The sequence below is a fragment of the Paraburkholderia sp. JHI869 genome (assembly GCF_038900775.1).
GTDB lineage: Bacteria > Pseudomonadota > Gammaproteobacteria > Burkholderiales > Burkholderiaceae > Paraburkholderia.
In genome coordinates this window covers 190,448-206,206 of sequence record NZ_JAYMSC010000011.1, presented here as the reverse complement: position 1 = coordinate 206,206, position 15,759 = coordinate 190,448, and the positions used below count along the sequence as shown (strand labels likewise).

Below are 15,759 nucleotides of genomic sequence, written 5' to 3'. Positions count from 1 at the left end.
AGGGGCCAACGGCGGCAGCGCAGGAACAACGTAATGAGACCTGCTCTCGCCGCGAATCCGGCGCACGGAGCCGGATTCGCGACAGCAGGGATCAGCCGAGATCGACGGGCACGAAAATCTGTGCGTCGTCTCGCTGGATCAGGAGCGCAATGCTGTTGCCAGCTTTCGAAACCATTTGCTTGAGCTGATCGGCGCTCGTCACCGGGCGGCCGTTCACGGCGAGAATCACGTCGCCGGGCTGGACGCCCGCATTTTCGGCGGCGCCGCCCGCCTGCTGGACGAGCAGGCCGTGATCGAGCGAGCCGTTGCTCTTCTCTTCCGGCGTGAGCGGGCGCACCGCGACGCCCAGGCGCCCCTGCATCTGCGCTTGCGGTGCGTCGTTCGACGCTACCTTCGCGTCGCCCAGCGCGCCGATGGTCGCCGTGAGGTCCTTCGTGCTCTTGTCACGCCACACCTGAACGTCGGCCTTCGTACCCGGCTTCATGCCCGCGATGAGCGAAGGCAGAGCCGACGAATCGTCCACCGCCTGGCCGTTCACGGAAAGGATCACGTCGCCGGGCTTCAGGCCCGCCTTCGCGGCCGGACCGCTCGCGTCCACCGAACTCACCAGCGCACCGCGCGGCTTGTCCATACCGAACGAATTGGCGAGCGTCTGGTTCATCGACTGCACCGCGACGCCAAGGCGCCCACGACTCACATGACCGGTCTTGACGAGCTCGTCCTTGACCTTGATCGCCTCATTGATTGGGATTGCGAACGAAAGGCCCTGGAAGCCGCCCGTCTGCGAGTAGATCATCGAGTTGATGCCGATGACTTCGCCCTGCAGATTAAACAGCGGGCCGCCCGAATTGCCGGGGTTGACCGGCACGTCGGTCTGGATGAACGGCGTGTAGTTCTCGTCGGGCAGCGAACGCGACTTCGCGCTGATGATGCCCGAGGTCACCGTGTTGTCGAAGCCGTAGGGCGAGCCGATCGCCACCACCCACTGGCCGACCTTGCTCTGGCGCGGGTCGCCGATCTTCACGGTCGGCAGATCCTTCGCGTCGATCTTGAGCACGGCGACGTCCGATTGCTTGTCCGCGCCCACGACCTTCGCCTTGTATTCGCGCTTGTCGGTGAGCTTCACCGTCACGACGTTGGCGCCGTCCACGACGTGCGCGTTCGTGAGGATGTAACCGTCAGCGCTGACGATGAAGCCCGAGCCAAGGCTCGCGCTCGGCTGGTCAGCCTGCGGGCCATTGTCGCCGCCGCCCATGCCGGGCGCGCCGCCGTAGAAGTGCTTGAAGAACTGGTAGAACGGATCGCTCGGATCGATCGGCAGTTGCTGCGCGCCGCTGCCGCCGCTGCGCATCGCCGTCTGCTTCACGACGTGCTTCGCGCTGATGTTGACCACCGCGGGCCCGTAGGTTTCCACGAGGCCCGAGAAGTCGGGAATGCCGGTCTTGGCTGCGGCTTCTGCGGGCATCATCGCCGCGGCCTGCGCCTGCGAGATGACTTGCGGAGCCGGCACGTCACGGTGCCCGGCTGCATAGCCCGCCGACAATGCGACGACCACGGCGGCTGCCACGGCACTGCGGGAAAGAACTTTTGTATTCATTGCGGACTCCTTGCGCGGGGTACTCATCTCGACGTACGAAGAGTACGGCGTGTCTCTTAAAGGAGTCTTAAGTACGCAGAAATCGCAATAGTCGCGCAAACGCCCGCGCAGCGGGCATTTGCGGGCGATGAAAGGTCAGAATCGCACGTCCACGAGGAGGCCGCCGGCGGGCGAATCGCCGAGCGTGATGGTCGCGTCGTGCTGATCCGCGATTCGCCTCACGATCGCGAGCCCGAGGCCCGTGCCGGCGATATCGGTGCGCGCGCGGTTCACGCCCGCGCCCACGCGATAAAAGCGATCGAACACGCGCGCGCGCTCGTCCTCCGGGATGCCCGGCCCGCTATCCGCGATGCGCACGCGCGGATGACCATCCACGACGACGAGGCTCACGTCCACGCGGCCGCCAGCGGGCGTGTATTTGGTGGCGTTGTCGAGCAGGTTGTTGAGCATCACGCGCAACGCATCGGCGTCGCCGTGCACGCTCGCCGCCACGCTTTCCTCGATGCCGAGATCGACGCCGCGCTGCTGCGCGAGCGGCGCATAGTTGAGCACGCAATCATCGAGCAGCGCGTGCAGATCGACGTTCCGTGCGCGCGCGTGACCGTCGGGCTCGGAGCGCGCGAGTGCGAGCAGTTGCTCGGCAAGACGCGTGGCGCGCGTCACACCCGCCTGCAGATCGTCGAGCGCTTCGCGGCGCGCTTCATCATCCTTTGCGCGCGCAACGAGTTGCGATTGAATCTGCACGGCGGCCAGCGGCGTACGCAACTCGTGTGCGGCATCGGCAACGAAGGCCTTTTGCGTGTCGATGGCCTGCGCGAGGCGTTCGAGCAGCGCGTTCAACGCATGCACGAGCGGCATGACTTCGCGAGGTAGACGCTCTTCGGGCAGCGGGTCGAGCGCTTCGGGATGACGCGTGTCGAGCGCGCGCGCGACGCGCGATAGCGGCGCGAGCCCGCGCCCCACCATGATCCAGACCGCAATGCCGAGAAACGGCAGCACCACGATGAGCGGCCAGAGCGTGCGCAACGCAACGTTCGCGGCGAGCCGGTTACGCACGGAAACGGGCTGCGCGAGCTGCACGACGTTGTCGCCGACGATCGCGCCATACACGCGCCAGTCGCCACGATCGGTGCGCTCTGTCGAAAAGCCGAGCTCCGCGCGCGGCGCGAGCGGCGCGCGCGGATGCGAGTAGTACATGAGCACGCCGTTGCGATTCCAGATCTGCAGCACGATGCCTTCGTCGCCCGTGTCGCGCGAACTGAGGATCTCGTTGAATGGCTCGGAGGGCAGCGCCTCGGCGATTTCCTGCAACTGGTAGTCGAACAGCTCGTTGGCTTCGGCGAGTGCCTGGCGATAGATCAGCCAGCCCGCGAGCCCGACGCCCGCGACGACGATCGCGAGCAGCCAGAACAGCAGTTGTCGTCGGATGGAACTCATCGGCTAAGGGGGTCTCCTGTCGATCCGGAGTAAGCGCTTGAACGCTTGCTCCGGTCCCATGCAAAGCCGCGCTTGATTTTCTGCTTCATGCGTCTTTGGCGATCATGTAGCCGAGGCCGCGCACGTTGCGGATCAAATCGGCCCCGAGCTTCTTGCGCAGCGCGTGAATATAGACCTCGACGGTATTGCTGCCGATCTCCTCGCCCCAGCCGTACATCTTCTCCTCGAGCTGGGTTTTCGAGAGCACCGCGCCCGGACGCGCGAGCAGCGCTTCGAGCAGCGCGAATTCGCGCGCAGAAAGCGCGACGGGCGAGCCGTCCTGGGTGACCTGGTGCGAGGCCGGATCGAGGGTGATCGAGCCGTGACGGATGGTCGAATCGCTGCGGCCCGACTGGCGGCGGATCAGCGCGCGCATGCGGGCGCCCAGTTCGTCGAGATCGAAGGGCTTGATGAGGTAATCGTCCGCGCCGGCGTCGAGACCTTTCACGCGGTCGGCCACGGCGTCGCGCGCGGTGAGGATCAGTACGGGCAGCGCCGCGCCGCGCGCGCGCAGCGTGCGCAGCACGTCGAGGCCGTCGCGCCGCGGCAATCCGAGATCGAGCAGCATGAGATCGTAAGAATCCGCGCTCGCGGCGGAGAGGGCGGCGTCGCCGTCCTCGACCCAGTCGACCGCAAAGCCTTCGCCGCGCAGCGCCTTGCGCACGCCTTCGGCGATCATGCGGTCATCTTCGACTAGCAGTATGCGCATCGTAATGTAATGGCCGGGCGGCGACGCTGCGCCGCGCTGCGGAAAGGGATGACGATGCGTGCATTCTAGCGCCTGAACAGGTGCGCCGCGCCGCTGCGGCGCGCGGTTGGTCGCGATGTCATGGCGCACGGGGTGGGCACGTGATGCGCGGTGTTTGAACCACGCCACGCAATGTGCAACGTTTTCTCGCCTGCAATGCGCGCACGCGGCGCGAGGTCTTTACAATGTGCGCTTTTGCGGCGCGCAACGTCGCGATGCGCGCGAGCCGCGTTGTACGGCACGCTGTACGTCACGATAAAACGAGCGCATCGAGTCTTGCGCCGCCCCCAATTTTTGCGCCCGCGCGCAGGACCGGCGAATCCCCCCTTCGCTGTGCCGCGCGCGGCCCATGCACTGCCCGCACTCGCCCGAACGCTTTTCATGCTGCCCGCATCGCTGTCCCGCCTACGCTCGTTGTTCAGACTGCCCGCCTCGCGCACCGACCGCGTGCAAGCCCCCAACGCTCATCGCCGGCCCAGGCCGCTCGCACTCGCATTGGCGTGCGCCACGCTCGCCGCAGGCTTCGCAGCCACGCCGGCCGCGTACGCGCAGCCCGAAGGTGCACGCATCCCCACGGTCAACGTGACCACTGTGCTGCCGCCCACCGTGATGGCGGGCCTCGAGCGCGCGCACGTGCCGCTCTCGTCGGTGAGTGTGGTGATCGAGAAGGTGGGCGACCGCCAGCCCAGCGTCGCGGTGAACGCCGGCCAGCCGATGATGCCCGCCTCGACGATGAAGCTTGTCACGACGTGGAGCGGCCTCGCGATGCTCGGTCCCGACTATCGCTGGAAAACGAGCGCCTACACCGACGGAGAAGTCGATGCGAGCGGCACGCTGCACGGCAATCTCTACATCAAGGGCACGGGCGATCCGAAGCTCGTGCCCGAAGAGCTGATCGACCTCGTACAGAAGATTCGCGCGGCCGGCGTCGCGCGCATCGACGGCGCGCTCGTGCTCGACAAGAGCGAGTTCGATCCGTCCACGCGCGACCTGCCCTCGTTCGATGGCGACGACAGCGCGCCCTACAACGTCGGCCCCGATCCGCTGATGTACGCGTTCAAGGCGCTCTCGTTCACGTTCTCGCCCTCGCGCGAGGGAGTGTCGATCGACGTGGTGCCGCCCGTTGCGCAGTGGCAGATCGACAACCAGGTTCGCCAGCGCGCCGGCGCATGCGGCGGCATGCTGCCAAGCCCGCAGGTTTCGCCCGGCGGCAACGGCGTCGTTACCGCGAGCTTCGCGGGCAGCTACGCCATGCGCTGCGGCGAACGCACGCTCAACATGGCCGCGCCCGTGGATCACAGCACGTTCTTCGCGGACGGCTTCCTCGCCCTCTGGCAGCAATCGGGCGGCAGCCTCTTCGCGACGCCGGCCGGCGCGGTGCGCGAAGGCGTCGTGCCGCCGCGCGCGCGTCTGCTCGCCGTGCACCAGAGCCCGCCGCTCGCGGACGTCGTGCACGACATCAACAAGTTCAGCAACAACGTGATGGCGCGCAATCTGTTCCTCACGCTCGGCGCCGTCGAGGGCAAGCCGCCTTCAACGACGGTCAAGGCCGCCACCGCCGTCAATGCGTTCTTGCGGCGCAGCGGCCTGAACATGCCCGAACTCGTGCTCGACAATGGCTGCGGACTCTCGCGCGAAGAGCACATCAGCGCGCTCTCGCTGGCGAATCTCTTGCAGAACGCGAACGCGAGCCCGGTCGCGCAGGTGTTCATCGACTCGCTGCCGATCGTCGGCGTGGACGGCACGATGCGCAACCGCCTCACCAACGCGGGCGTGGAAGGCAACGCGCATATCAAGACGGGCACGCTGCGCGACGTTCGCTCCATCGCCGGCTATGTAGCGGCGGAAAACGGCGAGAGCTGGATCGTGGTGAGCCTCATCAACGATCCGCACGCCGAGGCCGCTCGCGCCGCGCACGACGCGCTGCTCGAGTGGGTGTACAAGGGCATGCCCGAAGAGAAGCCTGTGTACGTCGAGCCGCATCCGAAACGCGCGGCAAAGACTTCGCACAAGGCTCCTGCAAAGCGTCGCGGCGCACACTGACGAGGCGCTGAGCGCTCGCGGATTTCATGCTGGGCGTGGGCCGCGGACCTGTCCCCGCACGCCTCGCGCGAGCCCGCCGCAGTGCGCCGGGCTCGAAGTTTTCCTCTAGCAAAGCGCCGCCCGTCCTGGGCGCGAGGCGTGTACCCTGACGGGCAAAGGCCGAGGGCGCGTCAAATAAATCTGTCATACGCGCACGGCAATCGAGCCGCGCGCCCGTAAGAACGCGCACCAACGCGGCCCCAAAACACGAGACTACAACCGCCGCGCTGCCCGCCAGCGCCGCCCACGGGACAAGGAGGACGACGTTCGTGCAGTTCGACGCGCAATGGCTGCTGCTCGCCCTCGCCCCCGTGTTTCTCGCCTGCATCGGCTGGGAAGCGTGGCATCTCTCCCGCACGCGGGCGCGCGCTGCATCGAACGGCACTCCGGACAGCGCCCGCTACGCCTGGTCCGATACGCTGTGCAACGCCGCGCTCGCGCTCATGCATCAGGGCGCCGACAAGCTGGCGTGGCTCGTCGCGATCCCCGTCTACGCTTATGTCTACCGGCACTTCCGCCTCGTTTCGTGGCAGCCTGGCCTCGTCGCATGGTTCGCACTCTTTATCGCGCAAGACCTGCTCTACTACGTGTTTCATCGCGCGAGCCATCGCGTGCGCTGGCTGTGGGCCGCGCACGTCGTCCACCATTCGTCCGAGCGCCTGAACCTTTCGACCGCGTTTCGCCAGAGCCTCATGTATCCCGTGGCAGGCATGTGGGTGTTCTGGATTCCGCTTGCCATGCTTGGCTTCACGCCGGAGCAGATCGTCGCGATCGTGCTCGTCAATCTCGCGTTTCAGTTTTTCGTGCACACCCAGGCCGTAGGTAAGCTCGGCTGGCTCGAATACGTGTTCAACACGCCGTCGATGCATCGCGTCCATCACGCGCGCAACGCGCGCTATATCGATCGCAATTACGCAGGTGTGCTCGCGATCTGGGATCGCATGTTCGGCAGCTTTGTCGAGGAAGACGCGCACGACGCGCCCGATTACGGCATCGTCAAGCCGCTCGCGTCGTGCAATCCGCTCAAGGCGACGTTTCACGAATGGCTCGCGATGGCGCGGGACTTCGCGCGCATGCCCGACTGGCGCACGCGTCTCGCCGCGCTATTCGCGCCGCCGGACTGGTGCGAGCGCCACGACGCGCTGGGCCTCGCATCCGTGACGGCGCCAGCGACGTCAGCAGGAACGCGCTACAGCGTGCCGGAAAACAACACCGAGGGTGAGTTCGGGTCGCGCAATAGCTGAGAGATTGCGTAGTCTGTCGGCCTTGGCCCCGACCTTGGGGCAGTTGCATGCAGGGGGTTGCATGCAAGGCCGATGACCGACGACTCGACAAGAACATCGACAACGGGACAGACGCTCGTGCCACGAGCACCCGTTGCATGAGTAGGCAGGCATGGCATCAAAGGCCACACACAGAGGAGATGAAGTGAATATGAAGCATCAAGGACCGAGACACCGTACGATGTTGCGCGCCACCCAGATCGCAGTCGCGAGCGCGGCCTTTGCGCTGCTCGCCGCCTGCGGTGGCAGCAGCGGGGGGAACAACAACAACGCGAGCACGCCGCCTGGCGGCGTGAATCTGCAGGTCGTGTCGTTTGGCGACAGCCTTTCGGATGTCGGCACGTACGCAGAGAACATCCTGCCGGGATTCGGCGGCGGCCGCTTCACCACGAATCCTGGCGAAGTGTGGACGCAGAAAATCGCCGAATACTACGGCGGCACGCTCACACCGGCCTTTCAAGGCGGCTTCGGCGCAGCGCTCACGGCCACGGGCGGCATGGGCTACGCACAGGGCGGCGCGAACGTGAGCGCATCGTATCCGGAAGGCGAAGGCTGGGCGCCCGGCAACGCGGCCGCGACCACCGTGCCGGTCGAAACCCAGGTGAACAACTACCTGAGCGCCAACAAGAGCTTCAACGCGAACCAGCTCGTGCTGATCGACGGCGGCGCGAACGACATCTTCGCGTTCTCGACCACCGCAAATCTGAAGGCACTCGGCACCGCGCTGACGGCGGCTGCAACTGCAGCGGCACAGGCGGGCACCCCGCTCACGCAAACGCAGCAGGTCGAGTTCATTGCCGGCTACCTGGAGGCCAACAGCCCGCAGCTCCTGGCGTCCGCTACCACACTCGCCAAGCAAGTCGGGACTATCCTCGCCGCAGGCGGCAAGCACGTGGTACTGATGACGGTGCCCGACATCGGCCAGACACCCCTCGGCGTCTCCGCGAACGTGAGTTCGCCGGGTGCTGCATCGCTCCTGACCGGCATTAGCGCCGCCTACAACGGCATCGTTGCGGCGGCACTTACGCAAGCGGGCATTGCGAACAACGTCATCGTCGCCGATGCGTTCGCGTGGTTCGAACAGTTGCTGCCGACCTATCAGGCGAATGGCTTCACCGTCTCGAACACGGGCACGGCCTGTAACCTCGCGCAGATGCAGGCGTCGGCCACGGCCTACGCACAGAAGAACCCGTCGGTGCTCGTCGGCGGCATGACCGCCGCACAATACGGTGCGCAGTTCGCCTCGTCGCTGTTCTGCTCGCCGCAGACCTACACGGTCGCGAACGCCGATCAGACCTACATCTTCGCCGACTCGGTCCACCCGACGACACGTACGCACGCGCTGTTCGCGCAGTACGTCGAAGGGCTGGTCGCGAAGTCGGGCGTGGGGAAATAAGCGCACTTCGCAGCTTTTTCAAGGCGCAAAAAAACCCGGCTCGCGAGCCGGGTTTTTTGTGGCGACAAACGTAGCACTCGCCGCCACGAGGCCACGATTACTGCTGCGCCTCGAACGCCGCCGCCGCCCGCCCCAACCGGTCATTGACCGCAATCCACTCGATCGTCTCCGGCAGCTTCTCGATGAGAATGCGCGAGACATTCGCGCGATCGAGCGCGCGCAGCAAGCCATACAGCTCGCGCGCATATTCCTGCGGCTCTTCCGGCGCAGCGACGAAATGCACGCCCTGATCCTGCGCCCAAACGCCCGCGCGCGAGGCGCGCGCCACCAGCGCGACCGTTTCGCCCGCCTCGCGCGCCGCCGCGAGCAACGGCTCCAGCGCTTCGAACGGCAGCAGCGCGAGCGGCGTGCGCGGCGCGTAGTGCGCCTTGAGCGTGCCCGAAGCGCGCGGCGCCGTGGCGTCCGAACCGTCGGGCAGACGCGGCGCCTCGCCCAGCACACGGGCGATGTCGTGCGGCGTCACGTGACCGGGCCGCAGCAACGCGGGAAATCCGCGCGAAAGATCGAGAATCGTCGATTCGATCCCAACGTCGCATGCGCCGCCATCGAGCACATGCACCGCCGCGCCGAATTCGTCGCGCACGTGCTGCGCCGTGGTCGGGCTCACGTGGCCGAAGCGATTCGCCGAAGGGGCCGCCACGCCGCCATGCCCGCCGCGTCGCGCGGAAAACGCCGCCAGCAGCTTCTGCGCGACCGGATGCGACGGGCAGCGCAGCCCCACCGAATCCTGGCCGCCGCTCACGGCGTCGGGAATGCGTTCATGGCGCTTGACGATCAATGTGAGCGGGCCGGGCCAAAAGGCATCGACGAGCTTCTGCGCCGCCTCGGGCCACTCCGCGGCCCAGTACTGCGGATCGCCGCCGGGCGGCAGATGCACGATCACCGGATGGTTGGCGGGCCGCCCCTTCGCCGCGTAGATACGCGCAACGGCTTCGGGCGAAGCCGCATCGCCGCCGAGGCCGTACACGGTCTCGGTCGGGAACGCGACCAGTTCGCCCGCATCGAGCAGCGCGGCAGCGTGCTCGATGTCGGCATCGGTCAGATGCGGCGCGTTCTGCTGGTCAGACATGATGCGGTCCTGAGCTCAGCTCGTGGCTATGTGCAGCAGGCGCGCGCAGTCGCGTGCGGCCGTGCGCGCTTCGTCGAGCGTCGGCGCGGTGAAGTTCACGTGGCCCATCTTGCGGCCCTGACGCGCTTCTTCCTTGCCGTACAGATGCAGACGCGCAGCCGGCATCGCGGCCACCTGGTCCCACGGCGGCGTGACGGGCGTGGCGCCCTTCTGGGGCTTGGCCTCGCCCACCGCACAGGGGAACCACACGTCGCCGAGGATGTTGAGCATCACGGCCGGCGAGTGCTGGCGCGTGTCGCCTAGCGGCATGGCTGTCATCGCGCGCACCTGCTGCTCGAACTGGCTCGTGGCGCAGGCATCGGTCGTGTAGTGGCCCGAGTTGTGCGGGCGCGGCGCCATTTCGTTGGCGACGAGCGAGCCGTCTTCGAGGATGAAGAATTCCACGCACAGCACACCCACGTAGCCGAGCTTCGCCGCGATCTGGATCGCGGCCTGCTGGGCCTGCTGAACGAGCGCGGGGCTCGCGTCGGGTGCGGGCACGATGGTGTGCGAGAGCACGCCGTTGCGGTGCGTGTTCTGCGCGAGCGGATAGACCGCCGCCGCGCCGTTGGCGCCGCGCGCGATCAGCGCGCTCACCTCGAACTTCAGCGGCAGGCGCTTTTCCAGCACGCAAGGCACGCCGCCAAGCGACGCATGTGCCTCGCGCACTTCCTCGACATTGCCTACGCGGATCTGGCCTTTGCCGTCGTAGCCCATGCGCGCGGTCTTGAGAATGCCCGGCAGCACGGCGGCAAGCGCCTGGTCGTCGATGCCGGCGAGCGCCTGCGACGACTCGATCACCACGTGCGGCGCGACCGGCACGCCCGCCGCCGCGATAAAGCGCTTCTCGGCGATACGGTCCTGCGCCACCGCCACGCAGCGCCCGGCAGGGCTCACGAAGGTCGACTTCGCGAGCGTATCGAGACTTGCGGCGGGCACGTTCTCGAACTCAGTCGAGATGGCCGCGCACAGGCGCGCCAGTTCGGTGAGCGCGGCCTCGTCGTCGTACGCGGCGCAGATGTGGCGGTCGGCCACGGTGCCCGCGGGGCTCGTGGCGTCGGGGTCGAGCACGGCGACGCGGTAGCCCATCGCCTGCGCGGCAAAGCAGAACATGCGGCCAAGCTGGCCGCCACCCACCATGCCCAGCCAGGCGCCGGGCAGGATCGGTGAAACCGGAGAGTTGTCAGGAGTCATCTTCGTTGTCGGCCGCGGGATGGCCGCGGCGCGTGGGGACGATCAAAGCGGGGCAATCAAAGCGGAGGCAGCACCATGGCATGCGCCGCTTCGTTCTGGCGCACACGGAAGGCCGCGAGCTTGTTCGCGTAGTCGGTGTTGGTCACGCTCAGGATCGAGACGGCGAAGAGCGCCGCATTGGCCGCGCCCGCCTCGCCGATGGCGAAGGTCGCGACCGGCACGCCCTTGGGCATCTGCACGATCGAATGGAGCGAATCCACGCCCTTCAGATACTTGCTGACCGCCGGCACGCCCAGCACGGGCACCGTGGTCTTGGCCGCCAGCATGCCGGGCAGGTGTGCCGCGCCGCCCGCGCCCGCGATGATCGCGCGCAGGCCGCGCTCGCGCGCTTTTTCCGCGTACTCGAACATTTCGTCGGGCATGCGGTGCGCCGAGACGACCTTGGCCTCGTACGCGACGCCGAACTCCTGCAGGATCGCGACCGCGTGCTTCATCGTGTCCCAGTCGGAGCTGGAGCCCATCAACACGCCGACGAGCGGCGCCGCATGCTGGTGAGCCGTCTGAACTTCGCTCATTGTGCTTCCTTCTTCCCTCTTTGCTCGCTTTAAGCGAGCTTTTGACCCGTGAGACGCTCGAGCGCCTCCTGATACTTCGCCGACGTCTTCGCGACCACTTCGTCGGGCAGCTTGGGCGCCGGCGGCTCCTTCTTCCAGTCCTGGGTTTCGAGCCAGTCGCGCACGAACTGCTTGTCGAACGACGGCGGGTTCGAGCCCACCTCATACTGATCGGCCGGCCAGAAGCGCGACGAGTCGGCGGTGAGCGCCTCGTCCATCAGATACAGCTGGCCGTGGTTGTCGAGGCCGAATTCGAACTTCGTGTCGGCGATGATGATGCCGCGCGTGGCCGCGTAATCCGCAGCTTCCTTGTACAGCTTGATCGAAATTTCCTTGATGGTGCGCGACAGCTCGGTGCCGATGCGGCGCTCCATCTCGTCGTACGTGATGTTCTCGTCGTGGTGGCCCATTTCGGCCTTCGCTGCCGGCGTGAAGATCGGCTCGGGCAGCTTCTGCGCGTTTTGCAGGCCCGGCGGCAGTTCGACGCCGCACACGGCGCCCGTTGCCTGATAGTCCTTCCAGCCGCTGCCGGCCAGATAGCCGCGCACAACTGCCTCGACGAGGATCGGCTCGAGGCGCTTCACCACCACGGCGCGACCCTTGACCTGCTCCACTTCGTCGGCGGCGACCACGGTTTCCGGCGCCACGCCCGTGAGATGGTTCGGCACGACGTGCTTGAGCTTCTCGAACCAGAAGTCGGCCATCTGGTTGAGCACCTCGCCCTTGCGCGGAATCGGCTCGCCCATGATGACGTCGAACGCCGACAGACGGTCGGTGGTGACGATCAGCAGCTTGTCGGTGCCCACGGCATAGTTGTCGCGGACCTTGCCGCGGCCGAGAAGCGGCAGCGAGCTGAGCGTAGATTCGTAGAGGGTAGACATCGTCGTGATTCGCTAAAAGGACAATCGAAACGGAGGCGGGTTCGGTCCCGATTCGCGGCTAAAACCGCGGCAGGAAACCGTAAAACCGAAGGTATTGCGAGGGTAAACCAAAAACTAACAAATTTCCCAGAAAAGCCCATCGCCGTTCCCCCAAAACAGGCGGAAACGGCGATGTTTTGACTACTCTGGCGCGGCCGGACCCAGCCGGCGCGCCTGACGCAGAAGCTCGCTCAGCGAACAATCTGCGCGAGTTCGCCCGACTTGTACTTCTCGGCGATCTTGTCGAGCGAAACCGGCTTGATCTTGCCGGCCTGGCCTTCGCAGCCGAACGCGAGGAAGCGGTCCACGCACACCTTCTTCGCGGCTTCGCGAGCCGGCTTCAGGTAGTCGCGCGGGTCGAACTTCGACGGGTTTTGGTACATATAGCGACGGATCGCGCCCGTGATCGCCAGACGCAGATCGGTGTCGATATTGATCTTGCGCACGCCGTGACGGATGCCTTCCTGGATCTCTTCCACCGGCACGCCGTACGTTTCCTTCATGTCGCCGCCGAACTCGCGGATCTCGGCCAGCAGTTCCTGCGGCACCGACGACGAACCATGCATCACGAGGTGCGTGTTCGGAATGCGCGCGTGGATTTCCTTGATGCGCTGGATCGACAGAATGTCGCCCGTGGGCTTCTTGGAGAACTTGTACGCGCCGTGCGAGGTGCCGATGGCGATCGCCAGCGCGTCGCACTGCGTGAGCTTCACGAAGTCGGCGGCCTGCTCCGGGTCCGTCAGGAGCTGCTCGCGCGTCATGGTGCCTTCGGCGCCGTGACCGTCTTCCTTGTCGCCCTTCATCGTTTCCAGCGAACCGAGCACGCCCAGTTCCGCTTCGACCGTCACGCCGATCGAGTGCGCCATTTCGACGACCTTGCGCGAGACTTCGACGTTGTACTCGTACGATGCAACCGTCTTGCCGTCGGCTTCGAGCGAGCCGTCCATCATCACGCTGGTGAAACCGCTGCGGATGGCTGCCATACAGACCGCCGGCGACTGGCCGTGGTCCTGGTGCATCACGACCGGAATATGCGGATACGACTCGACTGCGGCTTCGATCAGGTGACGCAGGAAGGGCTCACCCGCGTACTTACGCGCGCCAGCCGATGCCTGCATGATCACCGGCGAGCCGACCTGGTTCGCTGCTTCCATGATCGCCTGGACCTGTTCCAGGTTGTTCACGTTGAACGCCGGCAGGCCATAACCGTGTTCAGCCGCGTGGTCGAGCAGTTGACGCATTGATACGAGAGGCATTGTTGCTACTCCTTTGATTTGAAACGAATTGCTTCTGCCGCCGGCTGTCTTTTGCAGTCGGTCGAGGGCGGCCTGGCAGCCGCCGCCCGCGTGACCTGCCGCGGGCTCGATGGCGTGATTTTATCGCGAAGCGCGTCCGTTCCCTGCGCCTGGCACGTAACTGGCATGAAATTGGCGTATCGGAACGTCAAAACCGCGAGAAGGTGCAAAAAGAGTTGACAGCCCGCGCGCCGCTTCTACGGCGTACGGGCTGCAATTGCGGGGAAAAGACGTCTAAATGACACCGATCTGACGCCGATCTGATACCAATGTGATACCAGTCGGCGTCAGCGGGATTTATTTTCGGGAGTCTCGAAAATAAAGCGAAAAAAATCGCCGCAGACTTAAAGGACAGCAGTTACAGCACATCTCCGACGCGCACGATCTTCAGCGTGTTCGTGCCGCCCGGCTGACCCATCGGCTCGCCCACGGTCAGCACGACCATGTCGCCACGCGACGCGTAGCCCTTGCTCACCACCACTTCGATGGCTTGCTGGAGCGCCGTGTCGCGGTCGCTGCTGGTATCCAGATGCAGCGGCGTGACATTGCGGTAGAGCGACATGGCGCGCTCGCTGCCCGCGCGCGGCGTGAGCGCGAAGATCGGCACGTGGGTCCAGTGGCGCGACATCCAGAGCGCGGTTGAGCCCGATTCCGTAAGCGCGACAATTGCCTTCGCGCCCAGGTGGTAGGCCGTGAAGAGCGCGCCCATGGCGATCGACTGGTCGATGCGCGTGAAGGTGCGGTCGAGGAAGTCCTTGTCCAGCTCGGACTGTTCCGACTTTTCGGCTTCCAGACAGATCGCGGCCATCGCCTCGATGGTCTGCACCGGGTACTTGCCCGCCGCCGATTCGGCCGAGAGCATCACCGCGTCAGTGCCGTCCAGCACAGCGTTGGCGACGTCCGAGACTTCGGCGCGCGTGGGCACCGGCGCGTGGATCATCGACTCCATCATCTGCGTGGCCGTGATGACGAGCTTGTTCGAGTCGCGCGCCATGCGGATCATGCGCTTTTGCAGCGCCGGCACCGCGGCGTTGCCGACTTCCACGGCCAGGTCGCCGCGCGCGACCATGATCCCGTCCGACGAATCGAGAATTTCCTGCAGCGCCGGAATCGCTTCGGCGCGTTCGATCTTCGCGATCATCTTCGGCTTGATGCCGTAGGGCGCGCCCGCGATGTTCGCGAGCTGGCGCGCCATTTCCATGTCGGTGGCGTTCTTCGGGAACGACACGGCGACGAAGTCCGCGCCGAGCGACATGGCCGTGCGGATGTCTTCCATGTCCTTCGCGGTGAGAGCCGGCGCCGTGAGGCCGCCGCCCTGGCGGTTGATGCCCTTGTTGTTCGACAGGTCGCCGCCGACCTTCACGGTCGTATGGATCTCGCTGCCGATCACGCGTGCGACGTCGAGCACGATCAGGCCGTCGTTGAGCAGCAGGATGTCGCCCGGCTTCAGGTCGCGCGGCAGGTCCTTGTAGTCGAGACCGACGCGTTCGTCGTTGCCGAGTTCGCATTCGGCGTCGAGGATGAACGGCTGGCCCGGCTCGAGCGTCGTCTTGCCGTTCTCGAATTTGCCGACGCGAATCTTCGGGCCTTGCAGGTCCGCCATGATCGCGACTTCGCGGCCAGCCTGGCGGGCGCAGTCCCGCACCATTTCAGCACGCTGACGGTGGTCGTCGGCACTGCCGTGCGAGAAGTTGAGGCGCACCACGTCCAGTCCTGCGCGGATCATTTTCAGCAGGATGTCCGGCGTGCTGGAAGCCGGACCGATGGTGGCGACAATCTTGGTGGCGCGATGCATGAGTCTCCTCGTCTGGATAGGATCGCTGGGAAAACCGTTGCTGCGAGAAGTGCTGGCCGGCTGCGCCGCGGGTGCGGACGCGCCGGAACGCGCACCGGGTGAGCCCGGCGTCGCTTTCTTGGAGGGCGCTACGGGGCTCACATGAGCCGTTGCGGCGCTTTCTACATGCGTAGTCGTATTCGGTTCGGGCG

Annotated in this window: 12 protein-coding genes; 3 read left to right on the top strand and 9 right to left on the bottom strand. The window is 66.0% G+C overall.

Annotation, left to right across the window (positions count from 1 at the left end; genetic code table 11):
- Positions 1-91: 91 nt before the first annotated feature.
- From VSR72_RS20260 to VSR72_RS20250, 3 genes are all read right to left on the bottom strand, one after another.
- Positions 92-1,597 (bottom strand): DegQ family serine endoprotease, encoded by a 1,506-nt coding sequence (locus tag VSR72_RS20260; RefSeq protein WP_342954118.1) that lies wholly within the window; start codon positions 1,595-1,597, stop codon positions 92-94.
- 135 nt (positions 1,598-1,732) lie between these two features.
- Complete coding sequence (locus VSR72_RS20255) at positions 1,733-3,034, bottom strand: ATP-binding protein (RefSeq protein WP_342954117.1); 1,302 nt, start codon at positions 3,032-3,034, stop codon at positions 1,733-1,735.
- Between the two features lie 85 nt (positions 3,035-3,119).
- Positions 3,120-3,782, bottom strand: coding sequence for a response regulator (locus tag VSR72_RS20250; protein WP_112173421.1), 663 nt, complete (start codon positions 3,780-3,782; stop codon positions 3,120-3,122).
- A gap of 420 nt (positions 3,783-4,202) precedes the next feature.
- On the opposite strand from VSR72_RS20250, the gene dacB reads away from it, so the two are divergent.
- The 3 genes from dacB (at position 4,203) to VSR72_RS20235 (ending at position 8,582) form a co-directional block, all read left to right on the top strand.
- A complete protein-coding gene (gene dacB / locus VSR72_RS20245; RefSeq protein WP_342954116.1) occupies positions 4,203-5,864 on the top strand; it encodes a D-alanyl-D-alanine carboxypeptidase/D-alanyl-D-alanine-endopeptidase in 1,662 nt (553 codons plus the stop codon).
- A gap of 308 nt (positions 5,865-6,172) precedes the next feature.
- Positions 6,173-7,147 carry a sterol desaturase family protein gene (locus VSR72_RS20240; protein WP_342954115.1) on the top strand — a complete coding sequence of 325 codons (975 nt, stop codon included), beginning with the start codon at positions 6,173-6,175 and terminating at the stop codon, positions 7,145-7,147.
- Between the two features lie 220 nt (positions 7,148-7,367).
- Complete coding sequence (locus tag VSR72_RS20235; protein ID WP_342954114.1) at positions 7,368-8,582, top strand: SGNH/GDSL hydrolase family protein; 1,215 nt, start codon at positions 7,368-7,370, stop codon at positions 8,580-8,582.
- A 97-nt stretch (positions 8,583-8,679) separates the two neighbouring features.
- Here VSR72_RS20235 and VSR72_RS20230 read toward each other — a convergent pair whose 3' ends face one another.
- From VSR72_RS20230 to pyk, 6 genes are all read right to left on the bottom strand, one after another.
- The gene (locus VSR72_RS20230) at positions 8,680-9,711 is read right to left on the bottom strand and encodes an L-threonylcarbamoyladenylate synthase (RefSeq protein ID WP_342954113.1); all 1,032 of its coding nucleotides are present in this window, start codon (positions 9,709-9,711) and stop codon (positions 8,680-8,682) included.
- Positions 9,712-9,726: 15 nt separating this feature from the next.
- On the bottom strand, positions 9,727-10,944 hold the full coding sequence (locus VSR72_RS20225) for a 5-(carboxyamino)imidazole ribonucleotide synthase (protein WP_342954112.1): 1,218 nt from the start codon (positions 10,942-10,944) through the stop codon (positions 9,727-9,729).
- Positions 10,945-11,000: 56 nt separating this feature from the next.
- Positions 11,001-11,519 (bottom strand): 5-(carboxyamino)imidazole ribonucleotide mutase, encoded by a 519-nt coding sequence (gene purE, locus VSR72_RS20220; protein WP_342954111.1) that lies wholly within the window; start codon positions 11,517-11,519, stop codon positions 11,001-11,003.
- A gap of 29 nt (positions 11,520-11,548) precedes the next feature.
- Positions 11,549-12,439: a phosphoribosylaminoimidazolesuccinocarboxamide synthase gene (locus VSR72_RS20215; RefSeq protein WP_342954110.1), complete on the bottom strand. Its 891-nt coding sequence runs from the start codon at positions 12,437-12,439 to the stop codon at positions 11,549-11,551.
- Between the two features lie 230 nt (positions 12,440-12,669).
- A complete protein-coding gene (fba, locus tag VSR72_RS20210) occupies positions 12,670-13,734 on the bottom strand; it encodes a class II fructose-bisphosphate aldolase (protein WP_321930279.1) in 1,065 nt (354 codons plus the stop codon).
- Positions 13,735-14,131: 397 nt separating this feature from the next.
- A complete protein-coding gene (gene pyk, locus VSR72_RS20205; protein ID WP_342954109.1) occupies positions 14,132-15,568 on the bottom strand; it encodes a pyruvate kinase in 1,437 nt (478 codons plus the stop codon).
- Positions 15,569-15,759 lie beyond the last annotated feature (191 nt).

What these genes read in the sequence shown, in the direction of transcription:
- purE (WP_342954111.1), bottom strand. Translation starts at nt 11,519, where the DNA reads ATGAGCGAAGTTCAGACGGCTCACCAGCATGCGGCGCCGCTCGTCGGC.
- VSR72_RS20215 (WP_342954110.1), bottom strand. Translation starts at nt 12,439, where the DNA reads ATGTCTACCCTCTACGAATCTACGCTCAGCTCGCTGCCGCTTCTCGGC.
- VSR72_RS20225 (WP_342954112.1), bottom strand. Translation starts at nt 10,944, where the DNA reads ATGACTCCTGACAACTCTCCGGTTTCACCGATCCTGCCCGGCGCCTGG.
- VSR72_RS20230 (WP_342954113.1), bottom strand. Translation starts at nt 9,711, where the DNA reads ATGTCTGACCAGCAGAACGCGCCGCATCTGACCGATGCCGACATCGAG.
- VSR72_RS20250 (WP_112173421.1), bottom strand. Translation starts at nt 3,782, where the DNA reads ATGCGCATACTGCTAGTCGAAGATGACCGCATGATCGCCGAAGGCGTG.
- pyk (WP_342954109.1), bottom strand. Translation starts at nt 15,568, where the DNA reads ATGCATCGCGCCACCAAGATTGTCGCCACCATCGGTCCGGCTTCCAGC.
- dacB (WP_342954116.1), top strand. Translation starts at nt 4,203, where the DNA reads ATGCTGCCCGCATCGCTGTCCCGCCTACGCTCGTTGTTCAGACTGCCC.
- VSR72_RS20260 (WP_342954118.1), bottom strand. Translation starts at nt 1,597, where the DNA reads ATGAATACAAAAGTTCTTTCCCGCAGTGCCGTGGCAGCCGCCGTGGTC.
- VSR72_RS20235 (WP_342954114.1), top strand. Translation starts at nt 7,368, where the DNA reads ATGTTGCGCGCCACCCAGATCGCAGTCGCGAGCGCGGCCTTTGCGCTG.
- fba (WP_321930279.1), bottom strand. Translation starts at nt 13,734, where the DNA reads ATGCCTCTCGTATCAATGCGTCAACTGCTCGACCACGCGGCTGAACAC.
- VSR72_RS20255 (WP_342954117.1), bottom strand. Translation starts at nt 3,034, where the DNA reads ATGAGTTCCATCCGACGACAACTGCTGTTCTGGCTGCTCGCGATCGTC.